The organism is Microbacterium thalassium, assembly GCF_014208045.1.
GTDB lineage: Bacteria > Actinomycetota > Actinomycetes > Actinomycetales > Microbacteriaceae > Microbacterium > Microbacterium thalassium.
Map to the genome: position 1 here is coordinate 2,680,059 of NZ_JACHML010000001.1, position 25,875 is coordinate 2,705,933.

26 protein-coding genes, 2 tRNA genes and 2 pseudogenes are annotated in these 25,875 nt (G+C 70.9%); 7 read left to right on the forward strand and 23 right to left on the reverse strand.

Annotated features, from left to right (window positions below):
• Positions 1-5: 5 nt before the first annotated feature.
• Positions 6-362, reverse strand: a pseudogene (locus tag HD594_RS12395) (zinc finger domain-containing protein); the annotation flags it as partial.
• Here HD594_RS12395 and HD594_RS12400 point away from each other — a divergent pair.
• Positions 348-638 (forward strand): annotated as a pseudogene (locus HD594_RS12400) (GNAT family N-acetyltransferase); the annotation flags it as partial. The pseudogenes HD594_RS12395 and HD594_RS12400 overlap by 15 nt on opposite strands.
• Before the next feature lie 392 nt (positions 639-1,030).
• Here the strand turns inward: HD594_RS12400 and HD594_RS12405 are convergent.
• The 7 genes from HD594_RS12405 to HD594_RS12435 all read right to left on the reverse strand — a co-directional run bounded on the left by HD594_RS12405 (position 1,031) and on the right by HD594_RS12435 (position 6,843).
• Positions 1,031-1,540, reverse strand: coding sequence for a hypothetical protein (locus HD594_RS12405; protein ID WP_184751254.1), 510 nt, complete (start codon positions 1,538-1,540; stop codon positions 1,031-1,033).
• A 119-nt stretch (positions 1,541-1,659) separates the two neighbouring features.
• Entirely contained in the window at positions 1,660-2,604 is a 945-nt protein-coding gene (gene mutM, locus HD594_RS12410) for a bifunctional DNA-formamidopyrimidine glycosylase/DNA-(apurinic or apyrimidinic site) lyase (RefSeq protein WP_184751255.1), read from the reverse strand.
• Positions 2,597-3,316 (reverse strand): ribonuclease III, encoded by a 720-nt coding sequence (gene rnc, locus HD594_RS12415; protein WP_184751256.1) that lies wholly within the window; start codon positions 3,314-3,316, stop codon positions 2,597-2,599. Before rnc ends, mutM begins: the two co-directional genes overlap by 8 nt.
• 19 nt (positions 3,317-3,335) lie before the next feature.
• Entirely contained in the window at positions 3,336-3,545 is a 210-nt protein-coding gene (gene rpmF / locus HD594_RS12420) for a 50S ribosomal protein L32 (protein WP_045297913.1), read from the reverse strand.
• Positions 3,546-3,547: 2 nt separating this feature from the next.
• Positions 3,548-4,102 (reverse strand): YceD family protein, encoded by a 555-nt coding sequence (locus tag HD594_RS12425; protein WP_184752840.1) that lies wholly within the window; start codon positions 4,100-4,102, stop codon positions 3,548-3,550.
• A 51-nt stretch (positions 4,103-4,153) separates the two neighbouring features.
• Positions 4,154-4,651: a pantetheine-phosphate adenylyltransferase gene (coaD, locus tag HD594_RS12430; protein WP_184751257.1), complete on the reverse strand. Its 498-nt coding sequence runs from the start codon at positions 4,649-4,651 to the stop codon at positions 4,154-4,156.
• Between the two features lie 35 nt (positions 4,652-4,686).
• A complete protein-coding gene (locus HD594_RS12435) occupies positions 4,687-6,843 on the reverse strand; it encodes an ATP-dependent DNA helicase RecG (protein WP_184751258.1) in 2,157 nt (718 codons plus the stop codon).
• Between the two features lie 74 nt (positions 6,844-6,917).
• Here HD594_RS12435 and HD594_RS12440 point away from each other — a divergent pair, with 74 nt between their 5' ends.
• Both HD594_RS12440 and rsmD read left to right on the forward strand, forming a co-directional pair.
• On the forward strand, positions 6,918-7,511 hold the full coding sequence (locus HD594_RS12440; RefSeq protein ID WP_184751259.1) for a 1-acyl-sn-glycerol-3-phosphate acyltransferase: 594 nt from the start codon (positions 6,918-6,920) through the stop codon (positions 7,509-7,511).
• 4 nt (positions 7,512-7,515) lie between these two features.
• Entirely contained in the window at positions 7,516-8,076 is a 561-nt protein-coding gene (gene rsmD / locus HD594_RS12445; protein ID WP_184751260.1) for a 16S rRNA (guanine(966)-N(2))-methyltransferase RsmD, read from the forward strand.
• Here rsmD and thiL read toward each other — a convergent pair whose 3' ends face one another.
• Complete coding sequence (thiL, locus tag HD594_RS12450) at positions 8,077-9,072, reverse strand: thiamine-phosphate kinase (RefSeq protein WP_184751261.1); 996 nt, start codon at positions 9,070-9,072, stop codon at positions 8,077-8,079.
• A 52-nt stretch (positions 9,073-9,124) separates the two neighbouring features.
• Between thiL and HD594_RS12455 the strand changes: the two genes are divergently transcribed.
• Complete coding sequence (locus HD594_RS12455) at positions 9,125-9,616, forward strand: DUF3515 family protein (RefSeq protein ID WP_184751262.1); 492 nt, start codon at positions 9,125-9,127, stop codon at positions 9,614-9,616.
• Here HD594_RS12455 and HD594_RS12460 read toward each other — a convergent pair.
• The 7 genes from HD594_RS12460 to HD594_RS12490 all read right to left on the reverse strand — a co-directional run bounded on the left by HD594_RS12460 (position 9,613) and on the right by HD594_RS12490 (position 17,296).
• A complete protein-coding gene (locus HD594_RS12460; protein ID WP_184751263.1) occupies positions 9,613-10,704 on the reverse strand; it encodes a D-alanine--D-alanine ligase family protein in 1,092 nt (363 codons plus the stop codon). The genes HD594_RS12455 and HD594_RS12460 overlap by 4 nt on opposite strands.
• Positions 10,604-11,734 carry an NAD(P)H-dependent glycerol-3-phosphate dehydrogenase gene (locus HD594_RS12465; protein WP_221446617.1) on the reverse strand — a complete coding sequence of 377 codons (1,131 nt, stop codon included), beginning with the start codon at positions 11,732-11,734 and terminating at the stop codon, positions 10,604-10,606. Before HD594_RS12465 ends, HD594_RS12460 begins: the two co-directional genes overlap by 101 nt.
• The gene (locus HD594_RS12470) at positions 11,724-12,488 is read right to left on the reverse strand and encodes a lysophospholipid acyltransferase family protein (RefSeq protein ID WP_271171256.1); all 765 of its coding nucleotides are present in this window, start codon (positions 12,486-12,488) and stop codon (positions 11,724-11,726) included. Before HD594_RS12470 ends, HD594_RS12465 begins: the two co-directional genes overlap by 11 nt.
• A 5-nt stretch (positions 12,489-12,493) precedes the next feature.
• The gene (murA, locus tag HD594_RS12475) at positions 12,494-13,864 is read right to left on the reverse strand and encodes a UDP-N-acetylglucosamine 1-carboxyvinyltransferase (protein ID WP_184751264.1); all 1,371 of its coding nucleotides are present in this window, start codon (positions 13,862-13,864) and stop codon (positions 12,494-12,496) included.
• A 71-nt stretch (positions 13,865-13,935) separates the two neighbouring features.
• The gene (gene leuD / locus HD594_RS12480) at positions 13,936-14,532 is read right to left on the reverse strand and encodes a 3-isopropylmalate dehydratase small subunit (protein ID WP_184751265.1); all 597 of its coding nucleotides are present in this window, start codon (positions 14,530-14,532) and stop codon (positions 13,936-13,938) included.
• Between the two features lies 1 nt (position 14,533).
• Positions 14,534-16,015: a 3-isopropylmalate dehydratase large subunit gene (leuC, locus tag HD594_RS12485; protein ID WP_184751266.1), complete on the reverse strand. Its 1,482-nt coding sequence runs from the start codon at positions 16,013-16,015 to the stop codon at positions 14,534-14,536.
• Between the two features lie 168 nt (positions 16,016-16,183).
• Entirely contained in the window at positions 16,184-17,296 is a 1,113-nt protein-coding gene (locus HD594_RS12490) for a TerC/Alx family metal homeostasis membrane protein (RefSeq protein ID WP_184751267.1), read from the reverse strand.
• A 275-nt stretch (positions 17,297-17,571) separates the two neighbouring features.
• On the opposite strand from HD594_RS12490, the gene HD594_RS12495 reads away from it, so the two are divergent.
• A complete protein-coding gene (locus tag HD594_RS12495) occupies positions 17,572-18,129 on the forward strand; it encodes an RNA polymerase sigma factor (protein WP_184751268.1) in 558 nt (185 codons plus the stop codon).
• Positions 18,126-19,223: a DUF4349 domain-containing protein gene (locus HD594_RS12500; RefSeq protein ID WP_184751269.1), complete on the forward strand. Its 1,098-nt coding sequence runs from the start codon at positions 18,126-18,128 to the stop codon at positions 19,221-19,223. The genes HD594_RS12495 and HD594_RS12500 overlap by 4 nt, the downstream gene beginning before the upstream one ends.
• Positions 19,224-19,273: 50 nt before the next feature.
• Here the strand turns inward: HD594_RS12500 and HD594_RS12505 are convergent.
• Positions 19,274-19,346: transfer RNA gene (locus HD594_RS12505), tRNA-Glu, on the reverse strand.
• A gap of 47 nt (positions 19,347-19,393) precedes the next feature.
• A tRNA-Glu gene (locus HD594_RS12510) sits at positions 19,394-19,469 on the reverse strand.
• A gap of 107 nt (positions 19,470-19,576) precedes the next feature.
• Here HD594_RS12510 and HD594_RS12515 point away from each other — a divergent pair.
• Entirely contained in the window at positions 19,577-20,215 is a 639-nt protein-coding gene (locus HD594_RS12515) for an MBL fold metallo-hydrolase (protein WP_184751270.1), read from the forward strand.
• A 69-nt stretch (positions 20,216-20,284) separates the two neighbouring features.
• Here HD594_RS12515 and HD594_RS12520 read toward each other — a convergent pair whose 3' ends face one another.
• The 5 genes from HD594_RS12520 to HD594_RS12540 form a co-directional block, all read right to left on the reverse strand.
• The gene (locus tag HD594_RS12520) at positions 20,285-21,481 is read right to left on the reverse strand and encodes an IS30 family transposase (protein ID WP_420827207.1); all 1,197 of its coding nucleotides are present in this window, start codon (positions 21,479-21,481) and stop codon (positions 20,285-20,287) included.
• 269 nt (positions 21,482-21,750) lie between these two features.
• Positions 21,751-22,020, reverse strand: coding sequence for an HPr family phosphocarrier protein (locus HD594_RS12525; protein WP_184751271.1), 270 nt, complete (start codon positions 22,018-22,020; stop codon positions 21,751-21,753).
• A 40-nt stretch (positions 22,021-22,060) separates the two neighbouring features.
• Complete coding sequence (locus HD594_RS12530) at positions 22,061-24,082, reverse strand: PTS fructose transporter subunit IIABC (RefSeq protein WP_184751272.1); 2,022 nt, start codon at positions 24,080-24,082, stop codon at positions 22,061-22,063.
• A gap of 25 nt (positions 24,083-24,107) precedes the next feature.
• On the reverse strand, positions 24,108-25,055 hold the full coding sequence (locus HD594_RS12535) for a 1-phosphofructokinase family hexose kinase (RefSeq protein WP_184751273.1): 948 nt from the start codon (positions 25,053-25,055) through the stop codon (positions 24,108-24,110).
• Entirely contained in the window at positions 25,052-25,831 is a 780-nt protein-coding gene (locus HD594_RS12540) for a DeoR/GlpR family DNA-binding transcription regulator (RefSeq protein ID WP_184751274.1), read from the reverse strand. Before HD594_RS12540 ends, HD594_RS12535 begins: the two co-directional genes overlap by 4 nt.
• Positions 25,832-25,875: the final 44 nt, after the last annotated feature.

The window sequence follows — 25,875 nt, forward strand, 5'->3', positions numbered from 1 at the left end:
TCACCCTACCGGACCCGCTGGCACCGGGGGCAGAAGTGGCTCGACCGGTTCGTGAACGACACGCGGACGATCGGGCGTCCACAGCGGGGGCATGACTCCCCCGTCCGACCGTACGCGTTGAGCGAGTGGGCGAAGTACCCGGCCTGGCCGTTGACGTTGACGTACTGCGCGTCGAAGCTCGTGCCGCCTTCGGCCAGCGCCTTCTCGAGCACGGCGCGGACCTCGGCCAGCAGCCGGCCTACGGCGCGCGTCGGCAATGACCCGGCACGGGTCTCGGGGTGGATCCGAGCCGCCCACAGCGCCCCGTCCGCGTAGATGTTGCCGATGCCGCTGACCACGGTCTGGTCCAGCAGCTCGCGTCGGGCGAGCTGGTCGCCTTCAACGAGCTGGTGATCGGCAGGGATCGCACGCGCGCCACACACCAGGAGGACACGCTCGTGCTCAAGGAACACCGCGGCCATCGCCTCGGGCTGCTCGTAAAGTGCGCGGCGCTGATGAGCTGGCGCCGGGTCGCACCCGACTCGCCGCGGGTCCTCACCTACAACGCCGAGGAGAACCGGCCGATGCTCGACATCAACGAGGCGATCGGGTTCGTCCCGATCGCCTACAACGGCGCATGGAAGAAGGTGCTGACATGACCGTCGTCGGGATGCCTCGATCGAGCTGACCCCGGTCCCGGATCCGCCAGCGGTCGCGCGGGCCGATCTCGGCGTCTTCGCCGACCTCGCGCGCCTGAGCAACGCGTCGTACCTGCACGACGCGGGACACGACCACTTCGACCGGCCCGCGCCGGAGGTAGCGTCGAGTGACCACGCGCTCGGTGGCGTTCTGTGCGGAATCCATCGAGGCCCCCTCGAGACGACGGCGACGGTCACGCCGTCACCAGGGTCGAGCCTGGCCACCCCGCGAGAAGACCTCGGGTTGGATCCGCGCCGTCGACAGCCGCTTCCCGGCGTGGAAGACTGCGCCGCGGCGTCGACCTCGGCCGCACCGCCCTGCACGGGAACGAGTGTTCCCGCACGGCCCGGGGTCAGAATGCGTAGCAGGTTCTCCAGCCATCGTCACCTGGAAGGCCACTCATCCCGGCGAAGCCGTGAGGATTGCCGACATACTGATTGTCGACGTAGAGGCCTGCGCTGACACCATAGGACCGTGAGGTGTCCAGCACCTGCCAGGACAGCGTGAACGTGGCCTCGTAGGGAACGGTCGTGAGGGTCGCCGAGCCGATCCACGAGTTGAGGCCGCCCTGCCCCCTCCAGCCGCTCGGGGGCACCACGGACAGCGTTCCGTCGAAAGTCTGGCGTACGAGTGAGAGATTGAGCCGGGCTCCGAGCGGGGCGTCCGTGATCGAGACATCGATGTAGCCGGTCAGGTCGGACCCCACCCCGCACCGCGCTGTCACGCGGGCGGGTGGAACGCTGGCCGCGGAGGCCGGGACGGGCGACGCCATCAGGATCGCCGGCGCGGCCCAGGCAACCGCCCGCGTCACCGTCCGACGCGTGACACCCGCACCGTGTGGTTCCCGTGTCTCGTCCGTCATCGACCGATCCCGTCGTGAGCCGTGCACGTGGCGACCACGTTACCGGAGCGTGCGTCCGTGTCAATCGGGCGCGTGACGACGCCGGGACGCAGCCCGATCCTGCGCACACGCCGACGTGTTCAGACGCGAGGAGTGCCGTCGTCCACGGCGACGCCGCGTGACCGCCGCTGGCAGCGGGGGCAGAAATGGCTCGAACGGTTCGTGAACGACACGCGCGCGATCGGCCGGCCGCACCGCGGGCACGGCTCGCCGGTGCGGCCGTACGCGTTGAGCGAGTGGGCGAAGTACCCGGCCTGGCCGTTGACGTTGACGTACTGCGCGTCGAAGCTCGTCCCGCCCTCGGCCAGCGCCTTCTCGAGCACGGCGCGGACCTCGGCCAGCAGCCTGTTGACGGCGCGCGTCGGCAGCGACCCGGCACGGGTCTCGGGGTGGATCCGCGCCGCCCACAGCGCCTCGTCCGCGTAGATGTTGCCGATCCCGCTGACGACGGTCTGGTCCAGCAGCACCCGCTTGACCGCGGAGTCCTTCCGCCCGAGCGTCGCGCGGAACGCGCGGTCGGCGAACGCCGGGTCAAGGGGGTCGCGGGCGATGTGGGCGACCTGGGTCGGCACGCGAGGATCGGCTGAGCCGAAGCCGCCGGCCGCGGCATCGGGCGTCGGCACGAGCGCGTCCATCGCGAGCGAGCCGAAGGTGCGCTGATCGGCGAAGACCACCGCCAGCTCGCCGTGCCTCGGGTGCTCGACGGCGATGCGGACCCGCTCATGGCGCTCGCGCGGCGCCCCCGGCTCGCGCAACAGCAGCTGCCCGCTCATGCCGAGGTGCGCCACCACGGCACTGTCGCCGGATTCCGGCCCGGCGGGCGCGAGCGGGAGCCAGAGGAACTTGCCGCGACGCGCCGCGGCGGCGATCGTGCGCCCGCGAAGCCGGCCCTCGAAGTCGGCCGGCGTTCCCGGATGCCGCGTCAGCGCGCGCTCGTCGAGCACCTCGACGTCGGCGACGAAGGCGCCCGTGACGGCGGGTTCGAGGCCGGCGCGGACGACCTCGACCTCGGGAAGCTCAGGCACGCCCGCTCAGGTCGCGCCAGGCTGTCAGCGCGGCGGCCATCTCGGCCTGCTTCTTGCTGGTGCCGGTTCCCGTCGCCTGCGCGTCCGCGGCCGTCACGGTCGCGGTGAAGGAGCGGTTGTGGTCCGGCCCGCTCGCGGTCACCTCGTACTGCGGCGGCGGCGCGCCGAGACGGGCGACGAGCTCCTGCAGCGTCGTCTTGGGATCGACAGCGGCGCCCACGCGCTCGGGGTCGTCCAGGAGCGGCTGCACGAGCCGCAGGACGAGCGCGGTGGCGGCATCCGGACCCGCCGACAGATAGGTGGCGCCGAAGACGGCCTCCATCGTGTCGGCCAGGATCGAGTCCTTGTCGCGACCGCCGGTGAGCTCCTCGCCGCGGCCGAGCCGCAGGTGCTCGCCGAGACCGATGCCGCGCGCGATCTCGGCCAGGGCCACCGTCGACACGACGCCGGCGCGGCGCTTGGCGAGGATCCCCTCGTCGAGGTCGGGGTGCGCGCGGTAAAGCTGAACGGTCACGGCCTGACCCAGCACGGAGTCGCCGAGGAACTCGAGGCGCTCGTTGTGCGGCGCCTGGCCGTGCTCGTACGCCCAGGAGCGATGCGTCAGCGCGAGCAGCAGAAGCTCGGGGTCGATGTCGACCCCGAGCTTCTGTGAAAGGGGATGCGCGGTCGCGGGCTCGGAGCTCGCGCGATCCGCGGCTGTGACCTCGGTCACGATCCGCCGTTCCCGGCGATCAGACGTCGGCGACCTTGCGGCCCTTGTACTCGAGGAACAGCTCGGTGCCCTGCGAGTCGGTGACGACCTTCGCCTGGTGCGGGCGGCTGTAGACGGTCTTGCCGTTCTCGACGGTCTTGACGAGCGTGGGAGCCTCGGCCTTCCACTGCGCGCGGCGCGAGCGGGTGTTGGAGCGCGAGACCTTCCGCTTCGGGGGGTTACCTGCCATGACTAGCTCTCTTCTGTGTTCTCGACGTCGGTGCGCTGCGCATCGTCGTCGTGGTCTGAGGTGAAGTCCTGGAGCGCGGCCCAGCGCGGATCGATGGGCGAGCCCTTCTGCGTGTCGGTGCTCTCGGTCAGTCTCTCGCCCGTGGCCGGATCGAGGCCGAGGCAATCCGGCTGACACACCGGCTGAAACGGAAGCGACAGGACGATCGCATCCCTGACGGGAGTTTCAAGATCCACGTGGTCGTCTTGAACCTCGAAGTCAGTTGCTTCCGATCCAGGATACGCGAAAAGATCCTGAAACTCGACTTCGACAGGCTGTGCGATGTCGGTGAGACACCGCGAGCACACCCCGGTGTACGTCGTATCGATGTCGGCGGTGACCAGAATCCCCTCGTGGACGGACTCCAGTCGCACGTCCACCGTCACCGGCTCGCCCTGTTCGACGGCCACGAGCCCCTCGCCCCATTTGGCCGGCGCGGGGGCCTCGATGGTCATCTCCCGCGACTCGCCGGGGCGGTTCTCGATGTCTCGGACGGGGAGGACGAACGGACCCGTCATGTGCTTCCTGACCACGATCCCCCATCGTAGCGGCGGAGCACCCGCTGCGGCTCAGCCGGCCGCCCCTCCGGCATCCAGGAAGCGGGCGACCGACGGCGGCACGAAGGCCGACACGTCGCCGCCGAGCGCCGCGACCTGGCGCACGAGCGAGCTCGACACCATCGCATGAGCGGGGTCGGGAAGCAGGAAGACCGTCTCGACGTGGGCGAGGTGCCGGTTCACGATCGCCATCGGCGTCTCGTAGGCGACGTCGACCTGCGACCGGATGCCCTTCACGAGCACGCCCGCGTCGACGTCGACCGCGTAGTCGACCAGCAGCCCCATGCTCCACGACGCGACCACGACGTTCCCGTCGACGTCGGCGTCGGCGACCGACTGCTCCAGCAGCGCGAGGCGCTGGGCGATCGGCAGCATGGCCTCCTTGTCGGGATTGTGGACGACCAGCACGTGCAGCTCGTCGTAGAGCGATGCAGCGCGCCGGATGACATCCAGATGCCCGAGGGTCGGCGGGTCGAACGATCCGGGGACGACGGCGATCCGAGGGTTCACGCGGCCAGCCTAGCCGGTCCCCCGAGGACCGATTCTCAGGTCTTGGCCAGTGCCGCCCGCTCCTGCATCCCCACGCGCCGCTCGAGCGCCGCCGCCAGCGCCGCATGTCTCAGCAGCGCCGGGTCCTCGTCGAGCACGGACTCCGCGGCGACGCGCGCCCGGGCGATGATGTCGGCGTCGGCCACGACGCGCAGCAGGCGCAGCGAGGACCGCACGCCCGACTGCGCGTCGCCGAGGACGTCGCCCTCGCCCCGCAGCTCGAGGTCGCGTTCGGCGAGCTCGAAGCCGTCGGTGGTGCCGGCCACGGCATCGACGCGCTCCCTGGCGACCGACCCCGCCTCGGCCTCGGTCACGAGCAGGCAGAGTCCGGCGAAGGACCCGCGTCCCACGCGCCCGCGAAGCTGGTGCAGCTGGGACACGCCGAAGCGGTCGGCCTCGAGGATCACCATGGTCGACGCGTTGGGGACGTCGACGCCGACCTCGATCACGGTCGTGGCCACCAGCACGTCGATCTCGCCTCGCGCGAAGGCCTGCATGACGGCGTCCTTCTGCTCCCCGGGCATGCGGCCGTGGAGGATCTCGACGCGGATGCCGTCGAACGCGGGATGACGCTCCAGCAGGTTCGCCGTCTGCACGACGCCCCAGCGGGTGCGCTGGCCTTCTGCGGACTCGATGAGATCGTCGGCCGTGTCGTCCTTGCTGAGGGCCTCGGAGTCGATCGCCGGGCAGACGACGAAGGCCTGCCGGCCCGTCGCCACCTCTTCGGCGATGCGGTCCCACACGCGCGCGAACCAGGCCGGCTTCTCGGCCAGCGGTGCGACGAACGTCTCGATGCCGGCGCGGCCCGCCGGCAGCGTGCGGATCGTCGAGACGTCGAGGTCGCCGAACACGGTCATCGCGACCGTGCGCGGAATGGGCGTCGCGGTGAGCACCAGCGCATGCGGCGACGAGCCCTTGGCCCGCAGCTGCTCGCGCTGGTCGACGCCGAACCGGTGCTGCTCGTCGACGACCACGAGCCCGAGGTCGGCGAACGTCGTCGACTCGCTCAGCAGCGCATGCGTGCCGATCACGATGCGCGCCTGCCCGGCTGCCGCCCGAAGCGCGGACCGGCGCCGTTCGGCCGCCGGCAGCTGCCCCGTCAGCAGCGTCGGCATGAGCTCGGGCGCGAGGTCGGGGCCGAGCATGCGTGCGATCGATCGCAGGTGCTGCCCGGCCAGCACCTCGGTGGGCGCGATGAGCGCGGACTGCCCGCCGCTCTCGGCGACCTGGAGCATCGCCCGCAGGGCCACCAGCGTCTTGCCGGAGCCGACCTCGCCCTGCACCAGGCGGTTCATCGGCCAGTCGCCCTGGAGGTCCCGCTCGATCTGATCGCCGACGGAGCGCTGATCGGGCGTGCGCGAGAACGGCAGCGCCGCATCGAACCGCTCGAGCAGCTCGCCGGGCGGCCGCGACGTCGCCGCCAGGGCGCGCACGAACGCGCGCTGCTGAAGCAGCGCCGTCTGCAGCACGAACGCCTCGTGCATGCGCAGCGTCGCGCGGGCCGGCTCCACCTGATCGAGGCTCTCGGGTCGATGGATCCGCTCGATCGCGGTGCGCGCGTCGAGCAGCCCTTCGCGCACCCGCAGGGAGTCGGGGAGCGGATCGGGGACGTCCCCCAGACCGTCGAGGACCAGCTGGATGATCTTCGTGATCTGCCAGCTCGCGATCGTCGAGGTGGCGGGATAGATGGGGATCGGCACGGTGGCGTAGCTCGCCGCGGTGACCTGCGCCTCGAGCTCGTCGTCGAACAGCTCGTAGTCGGGGTGCGCCAGCTGCTTCGTGCCGCGGTACTCCCCCACCTTGCCCGCGAAGATGCCGCGTCGCCCGGGACGCAGGTCCTTCGCGCGCCAGGACTGGTTGAAGAAGGTCAGCGACAGCTCGCCGTTGCCGTCCCCGATCAGGACCTCGAGCAGGGAGCCCTTGCGGTTCTGCATCCGCCGCTCGTTCACGCGCCGCACATCGGCGACGATCGTCACCGGCTCGCCCACCGGCAGCGACACGATGGGCGTCAGCTCGCCGCGACGCGCGTAGCGACGCGGGTAGTGCGCCAGCAGGTCGCCCACGGTGCGCACGCCGAACGCGCGCTCGAGCGCGGCGGCCGTCTTGCCGCCCACCGCGCCGTCGAGGCGCGAATCGAGCGAGAACGACGACATGAGACGAGTCTAGGCACCGGCCCGGACGCCGGAGCGTGCGGCGGACGCCCAGCCGGCCCGCCTACGGTGGATGGGTGATCCGCTCCCTCATCGCCCGCGTCTACTGGACGTTCAGCCGCTGGACCCTGTCCACCGAGCCCGCCCCCACTCGCCCCACGGTCCTCATCGGCGCTCCGCACACCTCGAACTGGGACTTCGTGCTGATGCTGGCGATCGCGTGGCGACTCGGCATCGACGTGCGGTGGCTCGGCAAGGACTCGCTGTTCCGCGGCTGGCGCGGCCCGATCATGCGGGCGCTCGGCGGCATCCCGGTCGATCGCCGCAACCCCCAGGGCGTCGTCGCCGACGTCGTCGCCCGCGTGCACGACGGCGAGGTCTTCGGTCTCGTCGTCACCCCCGAGGGCACGCGCGGCAGCGGGACGTACTGGAAGTCGGGGTTCTACCGCATCGCCCACGACACGGGGATGCCCGTCACCCTCGGCTATGTCGACCGCACCACGATGACCACCGGCCTCGGCTCCACGATCGAGCTCACCGGCGACGTCGCGGCCGACATGGACCGCATCCGCGCGTTCTACGCCGACAAGTCGGGCCTCCGCCCGCACCTGCGCACCGAGCCTCGACTGCGCGACGAGACGGGCGCGGCGGCATCCGCCGGACTATCGTGAGCGTGTGACGCGCATCATCGGCGGCTCGGCCGGATCCCTCGCACTCGACGTGCCGGGAACCGGAACGCGGCCCACGAGCGACCGCGTGCGCGAGTCCCTGTTCGGCGCGCTCGAGTCCGCCGACGCCATCCGGGACGCGGCGGTGCTCGACCTCTACGCCGGCTCGGGCGCGCTCGCACTCGAAGCGCTGAGCCGCGGCGCGGCGTCGGCCGACCTCGTCGAGAAGTCGCCGCGCGCCGCGGCGATCGCCGAGCGCAACGCCCGCAAGGTCGCGGCCGCCGCCGGTCCGTCGGCGCGCGCCCGCGTGCATCGCACCGCGGCCGACGCGTTCCTGCGTACGACCGGCGGCACGTTCGACCTGGTGTTCCTCGACCCGCCGTACGATCTCGGCGAGACCGAGCTGGCGGCGACGCTGGCGCTGCTCTCCCCGCGACTGAACGAGGACGCGCTGGTCGTCATCGAGCGCGGTGCGCGGTCGCCCGAGCCGTCGCTGCCCCCCGGGCTGGTCCCGCTGCGTTCGAAGCGCTACGGCGACACCACGCTGTGGTGGGCCGAAGCGGACTGATCACCCGCGCCCGCTGTCCCAGTCCCGGTAGGGGTCCCAGCCGCGCCGCCCCTCGACCGGGCGCCCGTCCACGGTGACCGCGGCGTCGGCGCGCTCCCGCACGCGGCCGATCGGGCGGAAGCCGGGCGGCAGCGCCATCCCGGCGGGAAAGGCCGCCAGCAGCCCGTGGTCCTCACCGCCGCCGAGCGACAGCGCCGGGTCGTCCCCGAGGGCGGCGCGCTCGAGGTCGACGGTCACGCCCGAGGCGTCCGCCAGGCGCGTGGCGTCCAGCGCGAGGCCGTCCGACACGTCCATCATCGCCGTCGCCCCCGCACGGGCCGCCGCGGGTCCGAGCGCGAGGGGCGGATGCGGGCGCAGCTGCGCGGCGACGGCGGCGGCATCCGCTCCCGTGAGCGCGTCGCGCTGCAGCGGCGTCGGGTTCCCGTCGGCATCCGTGAACCGGTCGAAGAGCACCGCGAGCCCGCGCGCGGCGTGGCCGAGGTCGCCGGCGAGCGCCACGACGTCGCCGGGCCGGGCGCCGGAGCGCAGCACGGGCGCGCCGCCGTCGAGGGAGCCGAGCGCCGTCACGGCGATCGTCAGCGTGTCGGACACCGTCAGGTCGCCGCCCTCGACGGCACATCCCGGCGCGAGGGCCGTGCACGCATCGCGCAGGCCGTCGGCGAGGCCCTCCACGAACGACAGGCGCGTCTCATCGGGCATCGCGAGCGCCACCAGCAGCGCCACGGGTCGCGCCCCCATGGCCGCGACGTCGGCGAGGTTGACCGCGGCGGCCTTCCAGCCCAGGTCGTACGCGCTCGACCACGACAGGCGGAAGTCCGGTCCGTGCACGAGCGTGTCGGTCGTCGCCACGACGCGCCCGTCGCCGATCGACAGCACGGCGGCGTCGTCGCCCGGGCCCACCGGCGCCGAGGACGGGCCCAGCACCTCGAGGATGCGCCGCAGGATCGCACCCTCGGTGAGACTGCCGACGGTGGGATCGGGATCGGGATCGGTCACCCTCCCACGGTACTGGGGCCGGTCGCCCGCTCCGGCGGGTTAGCCTGGAGGGGTGCCCCGCCTGTCCCGCCGTCTCGTCGCGCTCGCACTGACCGGGACCCTGGCCGCCGGGCTCGCCGCGTGCACCTCCACCGTGCCGATGGAGCCCGCCGCGAACGCGAACGACCCCGCCTGTGCCGAGGTCATCGTGCGCCTGCCCGACTCGCTCGACGGTCAGGAGCGCCGCTGGACCGACGCCCAGGCCACCGGCGCGTGGGGCGAGCCCGCCGCGGTGCTGCTCACGTGCGGGCTCGAGACGCCGGCCCCGTCGACGCTGCGCTGCATCACGCTCGGCGGGGTTGACTGGCTCGTCGACGAATCGGAGTCGCCGCGGTTCCGCCTGACGACCTACGGGCGGTCGCCCGCCGTCGAGGTGTACCTCGACAACGAGGTCGTCTCGCCGAACGTCGTGCTCGACGCCCTCAGCATCTCGGTCGGAACGCTGCCGGAGGTGGGCGCCTGCGTGGACCCCGAGGGGCTGCCCGAGGACTCCGACGAAGGCTAGGCGGCGCCCCGCTCGAGCGCCATGTCGATCAGCTCGGTCACCAGCGCCGGGTAGGTCATGCCGCTGGCGATCCAGCACGTCGGGAACATCGAGATCGGCGTGAAGCCGGGCATCGTGTTGACCTCGTTGACGAAGAACTCGGTGCCGGTGAAGAAGAAGTCGACGCGGGCCAGGCCCTCGCCCCCCACGGCCTCGAAGGCGCGGGCGGCGATCCGCTGCATCTCGGCGAGCTCGCCGTCGCCGAGGTCCGCCGGGCACACGAGGTCGATGCCGGGAGCACCGAGGTACTTCGCCTCGAAGTCGTAGAAGTCGCGGCCCGAGATCACGATCTCGCCCGCGAGACTCACGCGCGGCAGCCCGCCGTCGCGCGCCTGCAGCACGCCGCACTCGATCTCGCGGCCGACGACGGACTGCTCCACCAGGACGGTGGAGTCCTCGGCGAACGCGACGTCCAGCGCCTCGTCGAGCTCGCTCCACTCCGAGACCTTCGACACGCCGACGCTCGAGCCTGCCCGCGCGGGCTTGACGAAGACGGGCAGACCGAGGGCCCGGATGCGCTGTTCCCACACGGCGCGAGCGCGCTCCAGCGTGGCGCGCGTCACGGTCACCCACGGCACGACCGGGACGTCCGCGGCCTTCAGCACGCTCTTGGTGGTGTGCTTGTCCATCCCGATCGCCGACATGAGCACGCCGGCGCCCGCGTACGGGATGCCGAGGAGTTCGAGGAAGCCCTGGATCGTCCCGTCCTCGCCGAACCGGCCGTGCAGGATCGGCAGCACGACGTCGACGTCGCCCAGCGACCGCTCCCCGCCGCCGTCGACGACCTTCAGCTCGCGCGTGAGCGTCGAGTCCGGCCACACCACGCGGGTGCCGTTGTCGACGACCTCGGGCAGCCGCTCGGGGTTCAGCGCGAACTTGTCGGGGTCGTCGTCCTCGAGGACGTATGCGCCGTCGCGGGTGATGCCGATCGGGATGACGCGGAACCGGTCACGGTCGATCGCCCGGAGCACTCCGCCCGCGGTTGCGGAACTGATCGAATGCTCGCTCGAGCGACCGCCAAAGAGCACCGCCACCGCCGGCTTGTCCATTCTGCGTCCTCTCCCCCTTCGGGGTGTCGTCGTCGGTTGTCAGGTGGGGCGCGATGTCGCGCGGATCCATCGTGCCGTCCAGCACCATCTTCACCTGCTCGACGATCGGCATCTCGACGCCGACCTCGCGTGCCAGCTGAAGCACGGGGGCGACCGAGGCGAGTCCTTCGGCGGTCTGCTGCATCTGCTTCACGACGTCCTGGAAGCCGTACCCCTGACCGAGCAGGCGCCCGGCGGTGTTGTTGCGGCTCAGCGGCGACTGGCACGTGGCGATCAGATCGCCCAGCCCCGCCAGCCCCTGGAGCGTCTCGGACTGCGCGCCCTGCGCGACGGCGAAGTCGGTCATCTCCACCAGCCCGCGCGTGATGATCGAGGCTTTGGTGTTCTCGCCGTACCCGACGCCGTCGACGATGCCGATGGCGACTGCGATCAGGTTCTTCAGCACGCCCCCGAACTCGGTGCCGATGACGTCCGTGTTCACGAACGTGCGGAAGTACCGGTTGCGGGCACGTCGGGCGACCGCATCCGCCGTCTCCTCGCTCGTGGAGGAGATGACGGCCGCCGTGGGCTGCTCGCGCGCGATCTCGAGGGCGAGATTGGGGCCGGACGCCACCGCGATCCGGGCCGGGTCGCAGTGCAGCTCCTGCTCGATCACCTGGCTCATGCGCAGGCCCGTGCGACGTTCGACGCCCTTCATGAGCGACACGATCGGAACGTCCGTCTTGGCGACCAGCGGGCGGACCGCCTTCAGGTTCTGCCGCACGGCCTGGCTCGGGATGGACAGATAGATCTGCTCGGCGCCGTCGAGCGCGTCGGCGAGGTGGTGCGTCGCCGTCATCGCGCGGGGCAGATTGATCCCCGGCAGGTACTGGCTGTTGCGCTTGGCTTCGTCGATCTCGTGCGCGAGCTCGGGGCGGCGCGCCCACATCACGACGTCCGCGCCGCCGTCGGCGAGGATCTTGCCGAACGTGGTCCCCCAGCTGCCCGCTCCGATCACGGCGACGCGCGGCCGGTCATGTCTACGACTCAAGGCGCCCCGTCTCCTTCTGCCCGTGCTCGGCCGGGTTCCAGCGGGTGGCCGGCGCCTTCTCGCCGCGCAGCGTCTCGAGCTCGGCGGTGATCGCCGACATGACGCGCTCGGTGGCCTCCACCAGCGCGGCCGGCTGCGCGGCGCGATCGGCGAAGTCGCTCAGGTCGACCGGGTCCCCGACGCTGATGCGCACGCGCTTGCGCGGCGGCCACAGGCTCAGCTTGCCGTAGCGGGGCAGGATCTGCTGGACGCCCCAGTGGGCGAGCGGCACGACCGGGATGTCGCCCGCCAGCGCGAGGCGCACCGCCCCGGTCTTGCCTCGCATGGGCCACAGCTCGGGGTCGCGCGTCAGCGAGCCCTCCGGGTACACGATGACCCCGCGGCCGTGCTCGGTGAGCTCGGTCGCCGCCGTCATGGTCTGCTTCGCGGCGCTGGCCGAGGTCGCGCGCGCCACGGGGATCATGCCGGAGGCCCGCAGCACCCAGCCGAGGACCGGGATGCGGAAGAGGCTCTCCTTCGCCATGAACCGCGGCGCGCGTCCCATGCGCCACACCGCCCACGCGACGAGGATCGGATCCATCTCGCTGGCGTGGTTCGGCGCCAGCACGAACGCGCCCTCGCGGGGGAGCTTCTCGCCGCCGCTGATCTCGAGCTTCGCGACGAAGCTCATCAGCGGGATGACGATGACCGCGAGCGGCCAGAAGATGCTCGGACGGGTCTTCTCGCGGGACGCACGGGGGCGGGGGTTCGCCACCGCGCTCACCCGATGACGTCGAAGTCGGCGCCGAGGGCGTCGAGCTTCGTGAAGAACTTCTCGTAGCCGCGCCGGATGATGCCGACGTTGCGGACGATCGACTCGCCCTCGGCCGCGAGTGCCGCGATGACGTAGCTGTATCCGCCGCGCAGGTCCGGCACCTCGACGTCGGCGCCGTGCAGGGGCGTCGGGCCGTTGATGACCGCGGCCTGCTCGAGGGCGCGCCGCGGAACGCGGCGGTCGGAGCTGGCGATCCCGTCGGGGTGCACGACGATGTCGGCGCCCATCTGGTTGAGCGCGTCGGTGAAGCCGAGGCGGTTCTCGTACACGGTCTCGTGCACGACCGAGGTGCCCTCCGCCTGCGTCAGCGCCACGATGAGCGGCTGCTGCCAGTCGGTCATGAAGCCGGGGTGCACGTCGGTCTCGACGACGACGGGCTTGATCGATCCGCCGCGGCGGAACTGGATGCCGTCCTCGCGGACGTCGAACCAGCCGCCCGCCTTGCGGAAGACGTTGAGGAAGGTCAGCATCTCCTGCTGGCGCGCTCCGCCGACGAAGATGTCGCCGTCGGTCGCGAGCGCCGCGCACGCCCACGACGCAGCCTCGTTGCGGTCGAAGATGCACCGGTGGTCGTAGCCGCGCAGCTCGTCGACGCCCTCGATCAGGATGACGCGATTGGGCTCGTACGAGATGATCGCGCCCATCTTCTGGAGCACGGCGATGAGATCCATGATCTCGGGCTCGATCGCCGCGTTTCGCAGCTCCGTGACGCCCTTCGCCTTGACCGCCGTCAGGAGCACCTGCTCGGTCGCGCCGACGCTCGGGTACGGCAGCTCGATCTCGGCCCCGGTGAGGCCGTCGGGGGCGGTGATGCGGATGCCCTCGTAGCTCTTGTCCACGATCGCGCCGAACGCGCGCAGCGCGTCCATGTGGAAGTTGATGGGCCGGTCGCCGATGCGGCAGCCGCCGAGGTCGGGGATGAGCGCCTCGCCCAGCAGGTGCAGCAGCGGACCGCAGAACAGGATCGGGATGCGCGAGGCGCCCGCGTGGGCGTCGATCTCCTCGAAGTGGGCCGTGACGGCGCCGCTCGGGTCCAGGCGCAGCGAGCCGGGCTCGTCGCCCTCCTCGACCGTGACTCCGTGCACCTCCAGCAGGGAGCGCACGACGTTGACGTCGCTGATCCCGGGAATGTCGCGGAGGGTGCTGGGCGTCTCGCCGAGCAGGGCTGCGACCATCGCCTTGGTGGCGAGGTTCTTCGCGCCCTTGACCTCGACGCGGCCGGTCAGCGGCCGTCCGCCGCGGATGCGCAGTGTCTCAGCGGACACGTCGGGCTCCTCTGCCTTGTCGTCGGTGCTGGCGCTGAGAAGCGACTTCATCCGGTGGACCTCACTTGTGTCATCGAGGGTGGTGAACCCCGCCCGACCGGGTTGTGGTCGGGCTCGTGGCGTCATCGGACGGGTGTCGTCCGCGGCCGCCATGCCTCGCGGCGGGCCTCGAACTCCGCGATCTTGTCTTCGTTGCGCAGCGTGAGCCCGATGTCGTCGAGCCCTTCGAGAAGCCGCCACCTAGTGTAATCGTCGATCTCGAATGGCACCCGGATATCGCCGACCTCGGCGGTGCGGGTCTCGAGGTCGACGGTCATCTGCACACCCGGGTCGGCGTCGAGCGCCGCCCAGATCGCCTCGAGATCCGCCTCGCTGATCACACCGGTGACCAGTCCCTGCTTGCCGGCGTTCCCGCGGAAGATGTCGGCGAACTTGGGGCTGAGCACGACGGCGAAGCCGTAGTCCCGCAGCGCCCAGACGGCGTGCTCGCGGCTGGATCCGGTGCCGAAGTCGGGGCCCGCGACGAGAATGCTCGCCTTCTCGTAGGCCGGCTGGTTCAGGACGAACTCCGGATCCTGACGCCAGTTGGCGAACAGCGCGTCGTGGAAGCCCGTCTTGGTGACGCGCTTGAGGTAGACGGCCGGGATGATCTGGTCGGTGTCGACGGCGGAGCGCTTCAGGGGAGCTGCGACGCCGGTGTGCGTGGTGAACTTCTCCATGTCAGGCCTCCGCCCCGGTCGTCGCGACCGGCTCGGGCACCGGCTCCAGGTCGCTCGGGCTCGACAGCGTTCCGCGGACCGCGGTGGCCGCGGCCACGAGCGGCGACACGAGGTGCGTGCGGCCGCCCTTGCCCTGCCGCCCCTCGAAGTTTCGGTTCGATGTCGACGCGCACCGCTCGCCGGGAGCGAGCTGGTCGGGGTTCATGCCCAGGCACATCGAGCATCCGGCGAAGCGCCACTCGGCGCCGAAGTCCTCGAAGACCTTGTCGAGGCCCTCGGCCTCGGCTTCGATGCGCACGCGCGCCGAGCCCGGCACGACCATGACCCGCACGCCATCGGCCTTCGTGCGGCCCTTGATGACCGAAGCGAACGCGCGCAGGTCCTCGATGCGGCTGTTGGTGCACGAGCCCATGAAGACCGCGTCGACAGGGACCTCCTTCAGCGGCGTGCCCGCCTCGAGGTCCATGTACTCCAACGCCCGCTCGGCGGCGGCGCGCTCGTTCGCGTCGGCGAAGTCGGAGGGCTCCGGCACGACGTCGTTCAGCGAGACGCCCTGTCCCGGGTTCGTGCCCCACGTGACGAACGGCTCGAGCTCGTTCGCGTCCAGGAAGACCTCGGCGTCGTAGACGGCGCCCTCGTCGCTGGGGAGCGTGCGCCAGTACGCGACCGCCTCGTCCCAGTCCGCGCCCGTCGGCGCGTGGTCGCGCCCCTTCAGGTACGCGAAGGTCTTCTCGTCGGGGGCGACCATGCCGGCGCGGGCGCCGGCCTCGATCGACATGTTGCACATGGTCATGCGCCCCTCCATCGAGAGGGAGCGGATGGCGCTGCCGCGGTACTCGAGCACGTAGCCCTGGCCGCCGTTCGTGCCGATCTTGGCGATGACGGCGAGGATGATGTCCTTGGCCGTGACGCCGGGCTTGAGCTCTCCCTCGACGGTGATCGCCATCGTCTTGAAGGGCTTCAGCGGCAGCGTCTGCGTGGCGAGCACGTGCTCGACCTCGCTGGTGCCGATGCCGAACGCCATGGCGCCGAACGCGCCGTGCGTCGAGGTGTGCGAGTCGCCGCACACGACCGTGATCCCGGGCATCGTCAGGCCCAGCTGCGGTCCCACGACGTGCACGATCCCCTGCTCCGCGTCGCCGAGCGAGTGCAGGCGCACGCCGAACTCGTCGGCGTTGCGCCGCAGCGTCTCGATCTGCGTGCGGCTGGTGGGATCGGCGATCGGCAGGTGGATGTCCAGCGTCGGGGTGTTGTGGTCCTCGGTCGCGATGGTGTGCTCGAGGCGGCGCACCGGCCGGCCGTCGGCGCGCAGTCCGTCGAACGCCTGCGGGCTCGTGACCTCGTGCACGAGGTGGAGGTCGATGTAGATGAGGTCGGGCTGGCCGTCCTCGCCCTTGACCACGAGGTGGTCGTCCCACACCTTCTCGGCGAGGGTGCGCGGGCGCTCGGGAATGGCGGATGCGTCGTTGGACGTGCTGCTCATGCTCAGTCGTTTCTCCTGGGAAGGGGGGATCAAGCCCGCGACGATCTCCGCGACGAGGGAGGCCTGGGAACTAGGACTCGTCGCGGCCGCTAAGGAGAAGGCGAGCGATCCGCACGTCGTTAGGGTATCACCCGCTCGAACCGGCCCGCCCGAGCGTGACGCGGGACGTCAGCGTTCGTCGCGCCCGGGCTCGGGGTCCACGATGGGCGGTGTGCCCTTCTGCTCGGCCACCTCTGCGGCCGCGCGCTCGGCATCCGTTCCCCCCGAGCCGTCCGGGAGCGACGCGCGGTCCGCGGACGACATGTGCGGGCGGCGGGTGGAGGCGAGGCTGGCCACGGTGGCGACGAGCATCGCCGCGACGATGACGGCGAGCGAGGCCCACGTGCTGATCTCGGGAGCCCAGTCGACATGCTCGCCGCCGTTGATGAACGGCAGCTCGTTGACATGGAGCGCATGGAGGAAGAGCTTCACGCCGATGAACGCGAGGATGAACGCGATGCCGTAGTGCAGGTACTTGAGCTTGTCGAGCAGTCCCCCGAGCAGGAAGTACAGCTGCCGCAGCCCCATGAGGGCGAAGAGGTTCGCCGTGAAGACGATGAACGGGCTCTGCGTGATACCGAAGATGGCGGGGATCGAGTCGATGGCGAAGATCAGATCGGTGAAGCCGATCGCGATGAAGACCAGCACCATCGGCGTCCAGATCTTCTTGCCGTTCACGACCGTGCGCAGCTTCGCCCCGTCGTACTCGTCGCTGATGTCGATGAAGCGGCGCAGGAACCGGACGATGCCGGTCTCCTTCTGCGCCTCGTCCTCGTGCGCACCCGGGAACGCCTGCCGCCAAGCGGTGTAGACCAGGAACAGCCCGAAGATGTAGAAGATCCAGCTGAAGTTCTCGATCAGCGCAGCGCCGAGCAGGATGAAGATCGCGCGCAGGATCAGCGCGATGATGATGCCCACCATCAGCACCTCCTGCTGGTAGCGGCGCGGCACCGCGAACTGGCTCATCAGCAGGACGAAGACGAACAGGTTGTCCACCGACAGGCTGTACTCGGTCAGCCATCCCGCGATGAACTGCCCCATCGCATCATGGCTGCCGGTGACCATGAGCATGACGACCGCGAAGACGAGCGCCAGGCCGACGTAGAAGACGACCCACAGGCTCGCCTCCTTCATCGACGGGATGTGCGGGCGCTTGAGGATCAGCAGAAGATCGGCGATGAGGACGAGCGTCAGCACGACGAGCGCGCTGATCTCGAACCAAACGGGGATCTCGAAGCCCATGGGAGCCTTTCGGAGGGGAGGACGGAGGCCGAAAGTCTCTCCCCCGCGGCGGCGGCGCGCGCCCGGAGCCGCTTCGACGCTGCTCGTGGTGACGGACGCGCGAGGACGGGATACTCCCTCTCGCGGTGATCAGGATACAGCGTCGATCGGGCACGGCCTCGTCGATCCGGTTGTCCACCGCGAGACGATCGGCCGCCTCGGGACACTGACAGGGTGAGAGACAATGGGCCCGGTGGCGGCCCGACGACGGGTGCGCAGGTGAGCCGGGGACGGGGATGACCGACGAAGCGATCGACGACAGGGAGCTCGCGGCCCTTGCCGCGGGCGGCAGCGAGCGTGCCTTCCACTCGCTGTACCGCGCCTACGTGCGGCCGGTGTACTGGCTCGCCCACGGGCTCGTGGGGACGGCCGCCGACGCCGAGGACGTGACCCAGGAGACCTTCCTGGCCGCGTGGCGGAAGCTGCCCGATCTGACCCTCGAGGGCGACTCGCTCCTGCCATGGCTGGTCACGATCTGCCGATTCCAGGCCGCCAACCGCATCCGCCGCCAGCGGCGCGACCGCGAGCACAGCGCCGGCGAGGCCGACGAGACCCTCCCGGCGACCGTCGACGTCGAGAGCCAGGTCGTCGATCGGGTCCTCGTCGAGCGCATCCTCGAGCAGGTGCAGCTGATGTCGCCGCTGGACCGCGACATCTTCCGCCTGTGCGCCGCCGAGGGCTATGCATACCAGGCGGCCGCCGAGCAGCTCGGCGTTCCGCACGGAACCGTCAGGAATCGTCTCTCCCGCATCCGCACGCGCCTGCGGACGACCGCCGCGAAGGAGACGACATGACCACCGACGAGCACACCGGCGCCGCACCGGACCTGCCCGAGCTGAGCGAGGACCGCATCGACGCGATCGAGGACGAGATCTTCGCCGGCATCGCGCAGGAGCGGGCTCGCGGGCGCGCCCGGCGCACACGACGCCGCGGATACTGGATCGCCGGAGGAGCGGCCGCCGCGGTCATCGCGGTCGCCGCCGTCATCGCCCCGAGCGTGGGGACGATCGTCGGGACCTCGGGGGCGAGCGTCGACGCCGCCACGGCGCCCGACAGCGCCGTCGTCGAGGAGTCCGACCTCGGCGGAGCCGACGCGGAGTCCTCGATCGCCGCCGACGAGGCCATCGCCGGCGACGGCGCCATCGCGGAGCGTGCGATCATCACGAACGCGGCCGCCACCGTCGTCGTGGATGACCTCTCGGCCGCGGCGCGCGAGATCGGCGCCTCCGCGGAGGCGCACGGCGGCTACGTCGAGTCGATGAACGTGGACACGACCGCCCAGCGGTCGTCGGGAGCGATCGAGGACGGCGTCGCCGACGACATGTACACGTCCTACGAGTACATGCCCTACGGCGCATGGGTGACCGTGCGCGTCCCCTCCGACGAGCTCTCGGCCGTCATCGACGAACTGGACGACGTGGGAGAGGTGACGGCGTCGAGCATCAGCCGCCAGGACGTCACCGACCAGACGATCGACCTGCAGGCCCGGATCGACGCGGCGCAGGCGTCGGTGGACCGGCTCACCGAGCTGATGAGCCAGGCAGGCGACCTGAGCGACCTGATCGCGGCGGAGAGCGCGCTGTCGGAGCGCCAGGCGACGCTCGAGTCGTACCAGCAGCAGCTCGAGATGATCGAGAGCAGGGTCGCGATGTCGAGCCTGACCGTGTCGCTCACGCAGTCGTTCGAGCCGGTCGAGGCCGACCCCGCAGGATTCGGCGACGGGCTCGCGGCCGGGTGGAATGGGCTGGTCGCGACTCTCAACGGCATCGTCATCGCGATCGGCTTCCTGCTGCCCTGGCTGGGCGTCGCGGCCGTCATCGGACTCATCGTGTGGGCCATCGTGCGCGTGGTCCGCCGCCGCGCCCCCGCCGGCGGCGCCGAGAGCTGAGCCGAGACACGAAGAAGGCCGGTCCATTCGGACCGGCCTTCTTCTTTCGGTGACCCCAGCGGGATTCGAACCCGCGTTACCGCCGTGAGAGGGCGGCGTACTAGGCCGCTATACGATGGGGCCGTTGTCGACCGCAGGATCCGCGGAACTGCTTCCGCAGAATCTTCCGGTGGTGACCCCAGCGGGATTCGAACCCGCGTTACCGCCGTGAGAGGGCGGCGTACTAGGCCGCTATACGATGGGGCCGGAAGACAACCGTTCGATTATGCCACGGGCGATGCGCCCCGACCAAATCGAGGCCGGAAGAGCCTTTCCGCTTGCCGTCGCCGAGCCTCACCGGGTTGACTCATGCCATGCGAGTCACGAAGTTCGAGCACGCCACACTGACCCTCGTCGAGTCGGGGAAGACCCTCGTCATCGATCCCGGGAACTTCACCGCTCCGCTGGGCGACCTCGAGAACGTCGTCGGGATCGTGCTGACGCACGAGCATCCCGACCACTGGACCCCCGAGCACCTGACCCGCATCCTCAAGGCGTTCCCCGGGACGCCGATCTTCGGGCCGCACGGCCTCGCGGTGGCCGCCGAGCAGTTCGACGTGACCGAGGTGGCCGCCGGCGACACCGTCCAGGTCGGGCCCTTCCGGCTGTCGTTCCACGGCGGGCGCCACAACGTCATCCACTCCTCGATCCCGGTGATCGACAACGTCGGGGTGCTGGTCAACGACGCGTTCTACTACCCGGGCGACTCGTACGCGGTGCCGGAGGGAGCGACGGTGAAGCTCCTCGCCGCTCCGCTGGGGGCACCCTGGCTCAAGATCGGCGAGGCCATGGACTTCGTCCTCGCCGTCGCGCCGCAGCGCGCATTCGGCACGCACGACATCGGCCTGTCCGTGGTCGGACGCGGTATGCATCGCGCACGCCTGAAGTGGGCCGTCGAGCAGAGCGGCGGAGAGTTCCTCGAACTCGATCCGGGTGACTCCACGGACGTCTGACCGGCGAACGGAACGACGGATGCCGCGGCCGAAGGGCGGTTTCTAGGGGTCCTCGCAACACCTGATGGCTTATGTGGTTGTCAGTAGATCACGCAGACGCTCGGCTGGGGTATCCCAGCCGAGCGTCTTGCGTGGTCGGCCGTTGAGTTCCTGGGCGACGTGTTCGAGGTCTTCGGGTCCGTAGACGGTCAGGTCGGTGCCCTTGGGGAAGTACTGGCGGAGCAGCCCGTTGGTGTTCTCGTTGGATCCGCGCTGCCAGGGCGAGTGCGGGTCGCAGAAGTAGACCGGGACGTCGGTCGCGATCGTGAACTGCTTGTGCGCGGCCATCTCGCTGCCTTGGTCCCAGGTCAGCGACCCGCGCAGGTGCGCGGGCAGGGTGCCGATCAGCGGGACGAGGACGTCGCGGACTTGTTCGGCGGTGTGCCCGGCGGGCAGGTGGCCGAGCAGGACGTATCTCGTGGTGCGTTCGACGAGGGTCACGATCGCGGATTGCGATCCGGTGCCGACGATCAGGTCTCCTTCCCAGTGTCCGGGAACGGCGCGGTCTTCGACCTCGGCGGGGCGGTCGGAGATCATCACCATCGGGTCGGTGAACCGCGGCGTGCGCTGGTCCGGGTGCCGGTGGGGTTTGCGGCGGGTGCGTCCGGTGCGCAACGCGTCGGCGATCTCGCGGCGCAGACCGCCGCGGGCTTGGACGTAGATCGCCTGGTAGATCGTCTCGGTGCTCACGCGCATGCTCTCGTCGTCGGGGAACTCCTTGACCAGAGCGTGGCAGATCTGCTCCGGCGACCAGTGCACTCCGAGCTTGTCGGTCACGTACGCGCGCAGCGGACCGTCAACGGTGAGCTTGCTGTTCTTGGGGCGAGGGCGGCTCCGGGCCCAGGCGCGGTGCGCCGCGTAGGGGCGGTAGGAGCCGTCCCGGGACCGGTGGTTGTCGAGCTCCCGTTTGACCGTCGATGCCGGCCGGCCCAACCGTCTGCCGATCTCTCGCAACGACAGGTGCTGACGGTGCAGGTCCGCGATCGTCTCCCGATCGACGAGCGTCAGGAACCGCGGATGCAGCTCCGCCTCCAGCGCCGTCACCGGCGGTGGCGACACCTGGTCAACGTAGGTGGTCATACCCGTGGTGTAGTCCACCCGGCGCCCGTCCGGGTACAGGCGCGCGTTGCTGACCTTGCGGATCCCATAGTCCCAGTCATGAGCCGTGTGCTCATCGACCCCCGCCTGCGAGGCAGCGTCGCGACGACTGACCCCAGCCGCCCGCAGCCGCTCATACTCGGCCCGCCCGGGATGCCCATGCCGATACGGGTTCCCTCGACCGCGAACCCCGGCGGCCCGAACCCACCCGTAGGCCGTATTCACACTCACGCCCACCAGCCGCGCAGCCGCAGCGACATTGTCGCCCTCACGGCGAAGCACCTCAAAGAACTCGGCCTTCAACGCTCTCGAATACACGATCCCCGCAACTCCCTGAAACTCAGGGTGTTGCGGGGATCGCTAGAACCCGCGAAGCGGCCGCGGCATCCGTCTTCACGTCACTCGGCGTCGAGATCCGTTTCGAGCAACGCGACGAGTTCGTCGAGCGCCTGTTCGGCACCGGCGCCCTCGGCCTTCAGGGTGACCACGGACCCCTGCGAGGCCCCCAGACCCATGAGCGAGAGGATGCTCCCCGCGTTCAGGTCCGCGCCGCCCTCGGTGGCGATCGTCACGGGCACCGGCTTGGATTGCACGGCCTGCACGAAGAGCTTCGCGGGACGGGCGTGCAGCCCCGAGCTGCTCGCGATGGTGGCCTTGCGTTCTGCCATGTTCTCTCCTTCATCGTCGTCGGTTCTCACGCGTCGCCGGTCACGCGGCGACGGCCGCCTGCATCGGCGCCTCGGCCTGCTCCAGCTCCTTGCGACCGACGAAGCGCTTGAGAGCCACTACGACCAGGGCAGTCACGACGGTACCTGCGGCGAGGGCCACGAGGAAGCCCCAGATCGGCTCGATCGCGAAGAACACGAAGATGCCGCCGTGGGGGGCCAGCGACCCGACGCCGAACGCCATGGTCAGAGCGCCGGTGACGGCACCGCCCAGCATCGAAGCGGGGATGACGCGCAGCGGGTCGGCCGCCGCGAACGGGATCGCGCCCTCCGAGATGAACGCCGCACCCAGCAGCCACGCGGCCTTGCCGTTCTCGCGCTCCACCGGGGTGAAGACGTTGCGTGCGAGCACCGTCGAGGCCAGCGCCATGCCCAGCGGCGGGACCATGCCCGCGGCCATCACGGTCGCCATGATCATCGTGTTGATGTCGCCCTGCACGGCTCCGCCGAGGCCCGCGACCGCGAAGGCGTACGCGACCTTATTGACCGGACCGCCCAGGTCGAAGCACATCATGAGGCCGAGCACGATGCCCAGCAGCACGGCGTAGGTGCCCGAGAGGCCGTTCAGCCAGTCGGTCAGCCAGATCATGAGCTGCGCGATCGGACGCCCGAGGACGAGGATCATCAGGCCCGAGGCGACGATCGACGCGACCAGCGGGATGATCACCACCGGCATGAGGCCGCGCAGCCATCTCGGCGCCGACAGGTTGCCGAGCCACCAGGCCACGACACCGGCGAGCAGACCGCCGATGATGCCGCCGATGAAGCCGGCGTTCATCAGCACGGCCACCGCACCGGCGACGAATCCCGGCGCGATGCCGGGCCGGTCGGCGATTGCGAAGGCGATGTAGCCGGCGAGGGCCGACACCAGGAAGCCCATCGATGTGGCGCCGATCATGAACGCCACGGCGCCGAGATACGTCAGCAGCCCGCCCTCGGGCAGATCCCACAGCGAGTTCTCGACGATGATCGCGCCGGCGTTGTCGGTGATGTCGTAGCCGCCGAGCAGGAACCCGAGCGCGATCAGCAGACCGCCGCCGGCCACGAACGGGATCATGTAGCTGACGCCGGTGAGCAGGATCCGCTGGATGCGAGCGCCCCAGCCGATCTTCTCGTTCGAGGTGGCCGCTGCCGCCGCGGCGGCTGCCGTCACACGCGTGGCGTTCGGGTTGTTGGCCGCCGCCACCGCCTCGTCGATGAGCTCGCCGGGCTGTTCGATGCCCTTCTTGACGCCCGAGCGCACGACCGGCTTGCCGGCGAAGCGACCGAGTTCGCGCACGTCCACGTCGGTGGCGAAGATGACCGCGTCGGCCGAGTCGATGACATCGCCCGGCAGCGCCTTGTAGCCGCTGGAGCCCTGCGGCTCCACCGCCATCTCGATCCCGGCCTTCTTGCCGGCCGCCGTGAGGGCGTCCGCCGCCATGAACGTGTGGGCGATGCCCGTGGCGCACGAGGTGACGGCGACGATGCGCGCGGGGCGGCCGTCGACGGTCAGCGATCCGCCGGCGGCGGCCTCGGCCGGAGCGGGCTCGGCCGCTGCGGCCGGCGCGGCCTCCTCCTCGCCGATCGCCTGGCGCACGATCGAGACGACCTCGTCGTCGCTGGAGGCGGCCCGCAGTCCGCCGGTGAAGTCCTCCTGCATGAGGCTCCGCGCGAGCTTGGAGAGCACCGCGAGGTGCTCCTCGGCGGCGCCCTCGGGCGCGGCGATCAGGAACACCAGGTCTGCCGGGCCGTCCGACGCGCCGAAGTCGACGCCGGGCGCGAGACGGGCGAAGGCGAGCGATGCCTGCGAGACCGCCGCGCTCTTGGCGTGCGGGATCGCGATGCCGCCCGGCAGCCCCGTCTCGTCCTTCTCCTCGCGTGCCCAGGCGTCGGCGAAGAGGCCCTCGGCATCGGTCGCACGACCCTGCGCGACGACCCGCTCGGCGAGGGCTCGGATGACGGATGCTTTGTCGCCGCCGAGCGATGTATCGAGGCTGACGAGCCCCGGGGTGATGGTGGACATGGTGACCTCCGTTGGTGATGTGGGTTCAGGTGAGACGTGTGAGGGAGACGGGGCCGGTGGGCAGATCCGCCGGCTGCGGCGGCTGCGTTCCCGGGAGCGAGGCAGCGGCAGCGCCGTAGCGGATGCTGCGCTCGAGGCGACGCGGGGCGGGGAGCCCCTCGGTGTCGCCGATGAGGAAGCCCGCGAGGGAGCTGTCCCCGGCGCCGACGGTGCTCGCGACGGTGATCGGCGGGGGTGTTCCGTGCCAGGCGCCGTCCCCGTCGACGAGCACGGCGCCGTGCGCGCCGAGCGTGATCAGCGCCGCGGCGCACCGCTCCGGGACGATGTGACGGGCGATCCGGAGGACGTCCTCGGCGAGCCCCGCAGCGGGGTCGAGGTCGATGCCGGCCAGCTCGCTCAGCTCGTCCTCGTTCGGCTTGATGAGGTCGGGCATCGCCTGCTGCACGACGGCGCGCAGCGCCTCCCCCGAGGTGTCCACCGCGATCCGCGGAGCGGACGCCCCATGGGCGTCCCGCACGGCGCGCACGACCTCGACGTAGAACGTGTCGGGGGCGCCGGGAGGCAGCGAGCCGGCGAGCACGAGCCACGCGGCGCCGTCGCTCGCCGCCACGGTCGCCGCGATGAGCGCCGCCTGCTCGGGGCCCGACAGGGTGGCGCCGGGAAGGTTCAGCTTGGTCGTCGTGCCCTGCGCATCGGCGATCGTCAGGTTCGCACGGACGTGGCCGGTGACGGGGACGCGCACGGCGTCCAGTCCGGTCGCCTGCAGCACGGCGTCGAACGGATCATCGGCCGCGAGCGGCAGCACCGCGCGGACGGCCATGCCCGCCGCGCGGATGACCCCGGCCACGTTGATCCCCTTGCCGCCGGCGTCCTCGCGCGACGCCTCGGCGGACTGGACCTCGCCGGGCTGCAGGGCATCCGCCAGGGTGATCGTCCGGTCCAGGGACGGGTTCGCGGTCAGTGTCACGATCATGCGAGCCAGACCTCCACGCCTGCGTCGTCGAGCGCGGACGCCAGGTCGGCATCCGGCTGTGCATCGGTCACGAGGACATCGATGTCGTCGAGCCCGGCGAAGCTGACCAGCAGGTCATCGCCGAGCTTGTCGGCGGCCGCGACGACGACCACGCGTCGCGCGGCCGCGACGATGGCGCGCTTGACCGCGGCCTCGTCGGGGTCGGGGGTGCTCAGCCCGAAGTCCGCCGAGACGCCGTTCGTGCCGACGAACGCGATGTCGGGTCGCAGCATCTCGATCGTGCGGACGGCGCCGGCGCCGACGGCGGCCGCCGTCACGCCGCGCACCCGCCCGCCGACCACGGTGAGGGCGACGCCGGGCGTCGCGGCGAGGTCTGCGGCGATGGCGATCGAGTGGGTCACGACTTCGACGCCGCCCACGCGCAGCCGCGCCGCGAGCATCTCGGCGACCGCCGCGGTCGTGCTGCCCGCGTCGAAGAAGACCGAGCCCCGGAATCCCGCCGGGACGGCCTCGGCGGCGCGGCGGGCGATCGCGTCCTTCGCCGGACCGTGCACGCTCAGGCGCTCGGCGAGCGTGGGCTCCACCGTGCTGGCCCGATCGGCGGGAACCGCGCCGCCGTGCACCCGGCGCAGAAGGCCGGAGGTCTCGAGGACGCCGAGGTCGCGACGGATCGTCTCAGTGGTGACCTCGAGACGCTGCGCCAGATCGATGACGCTGACCCTGCCCGAGTCGCGCAGCATCCGCTCGATGAGCTGCTGGCGCTCCGTCGCGTACATGGAATCCCTCCTCGGATTTCCCACACACTACAACAGAGCCCAAC

Excerpts from the sequence above, each read along its gene's own strand:
- HD594_RS12405 (WP_184751254.1), bottom strand. The coding sequence starts at position 1,540 with ATGACGGACGAGACACGGGAACCACACGGTGCGGGTGTCACGCGTCGG.
- rpmF (WP_045297913.1), bottom strand. The coding sequence starts at position 3,545 with ATGGCAGGTAACCCCCCGAAGCGGAAGGTCTCGCGCTCCAACACCCGC.
- HD594_RS12425 (WP_184752840.1), bottom strand. The coding sequence starts at position 4,102 with ATGACGGGTCCGTTCGTCCTCCCCGTCCGAGACATCGAGAACCGCCCC.
- HD594_RS12435 (WP_184751258.1), bottom strand. The coding sequence starts at position 6,843 with ATGTCGTCGTTCTCGCTCGATTCGCGCCTCGACGGCGCGGTGGGCGGC.
- HD594_RS12460 (WP_184751263.1), bottom strand. The coding sequence starts at position 10,704 with ATGGACAAGCCGGCGGTGGCGGTGCTCTTTGGCGGTCGCTCGAGCGAG.
- murA (WP_184751264.1), bottom strand. The coding sequence starts at position 13,864 with ATGAAGTCGCTTCTCAGCGCCAGCACCGACGACAAGGCAGAGGAGCCC.
- leuD (WP_184751265.1), bottom strand. The coding sequence starts at position 14,532 with ATGGAGAAGTTCACCACGCACACCGGCGTCGCAGCTCCCCTGAAGCGC.
- leuC (WP_184751266.1), bottom strand. The coding sequence starts at position 16,015 with ATGAGCAGCACGTCCAACGACGCATCCGCCATTCCCGAGCGCCCGCGC.
- HD594_RS12490 (WP_184751267.1), bottom strand. The coding sequence starts at position 17,296 with ATGGGCTTCGAGATCCCCGTTTGGTTCGAGATCAGCGCGCTCGTCGTG.
- HD594_RS12495 (WP_184751268.1), top strand. The coding sequence starts at position 17,572 with ATGACCGACGAAGCGATCGACGACAGGGAGCTCGCGGCCCTTGCCGCG.
- HD594_RS12500 (WP_184751269.1), top strand. The coding sequence starts at position 18,126 with ATGACCACCGACGAGCACACCGGCGCCGCACCGGACCTGCCCGAGCTG.
- HD594_RS12515 (WP_184751270.1), top strand. The coding sequence starts at position 19,577 with ATGCGAGTCACGAAGTTCGAGCACGCCACACTGACCCTCGTCGAGTCG.
- HD594_RS12525 (WP_184751271.1), bottom strand. The coding sequence starts at position 22,020 with ATGGCAGAACGCAAGGCCACCATCGCGAGCAGCTCGGGGCTGCACGCC.
- HD594_RS12530 (WP_184751272.1), bottom strand. The coding sequence starts at position 24,082 with ATGTCCACCATCACCCCGGGGCTCGTCAGCCTCGATACATCGCTCGGC.
- HD594_RS12535 (WP_184751273.1), bottom strand. The coding sequence starts at position 25,055 with ATGATCGTGACACTGACCGCGAACCCGTCCCTGGACCGGACGATCACC.
- HD594_RS12540 (WP_184751274.1), bottom strand. The coding sequence starts at position 25,831 with ATGTACGCGACGGAGCGCCAGCAGCTCATCGAGCGGATGCTGCGCGAC.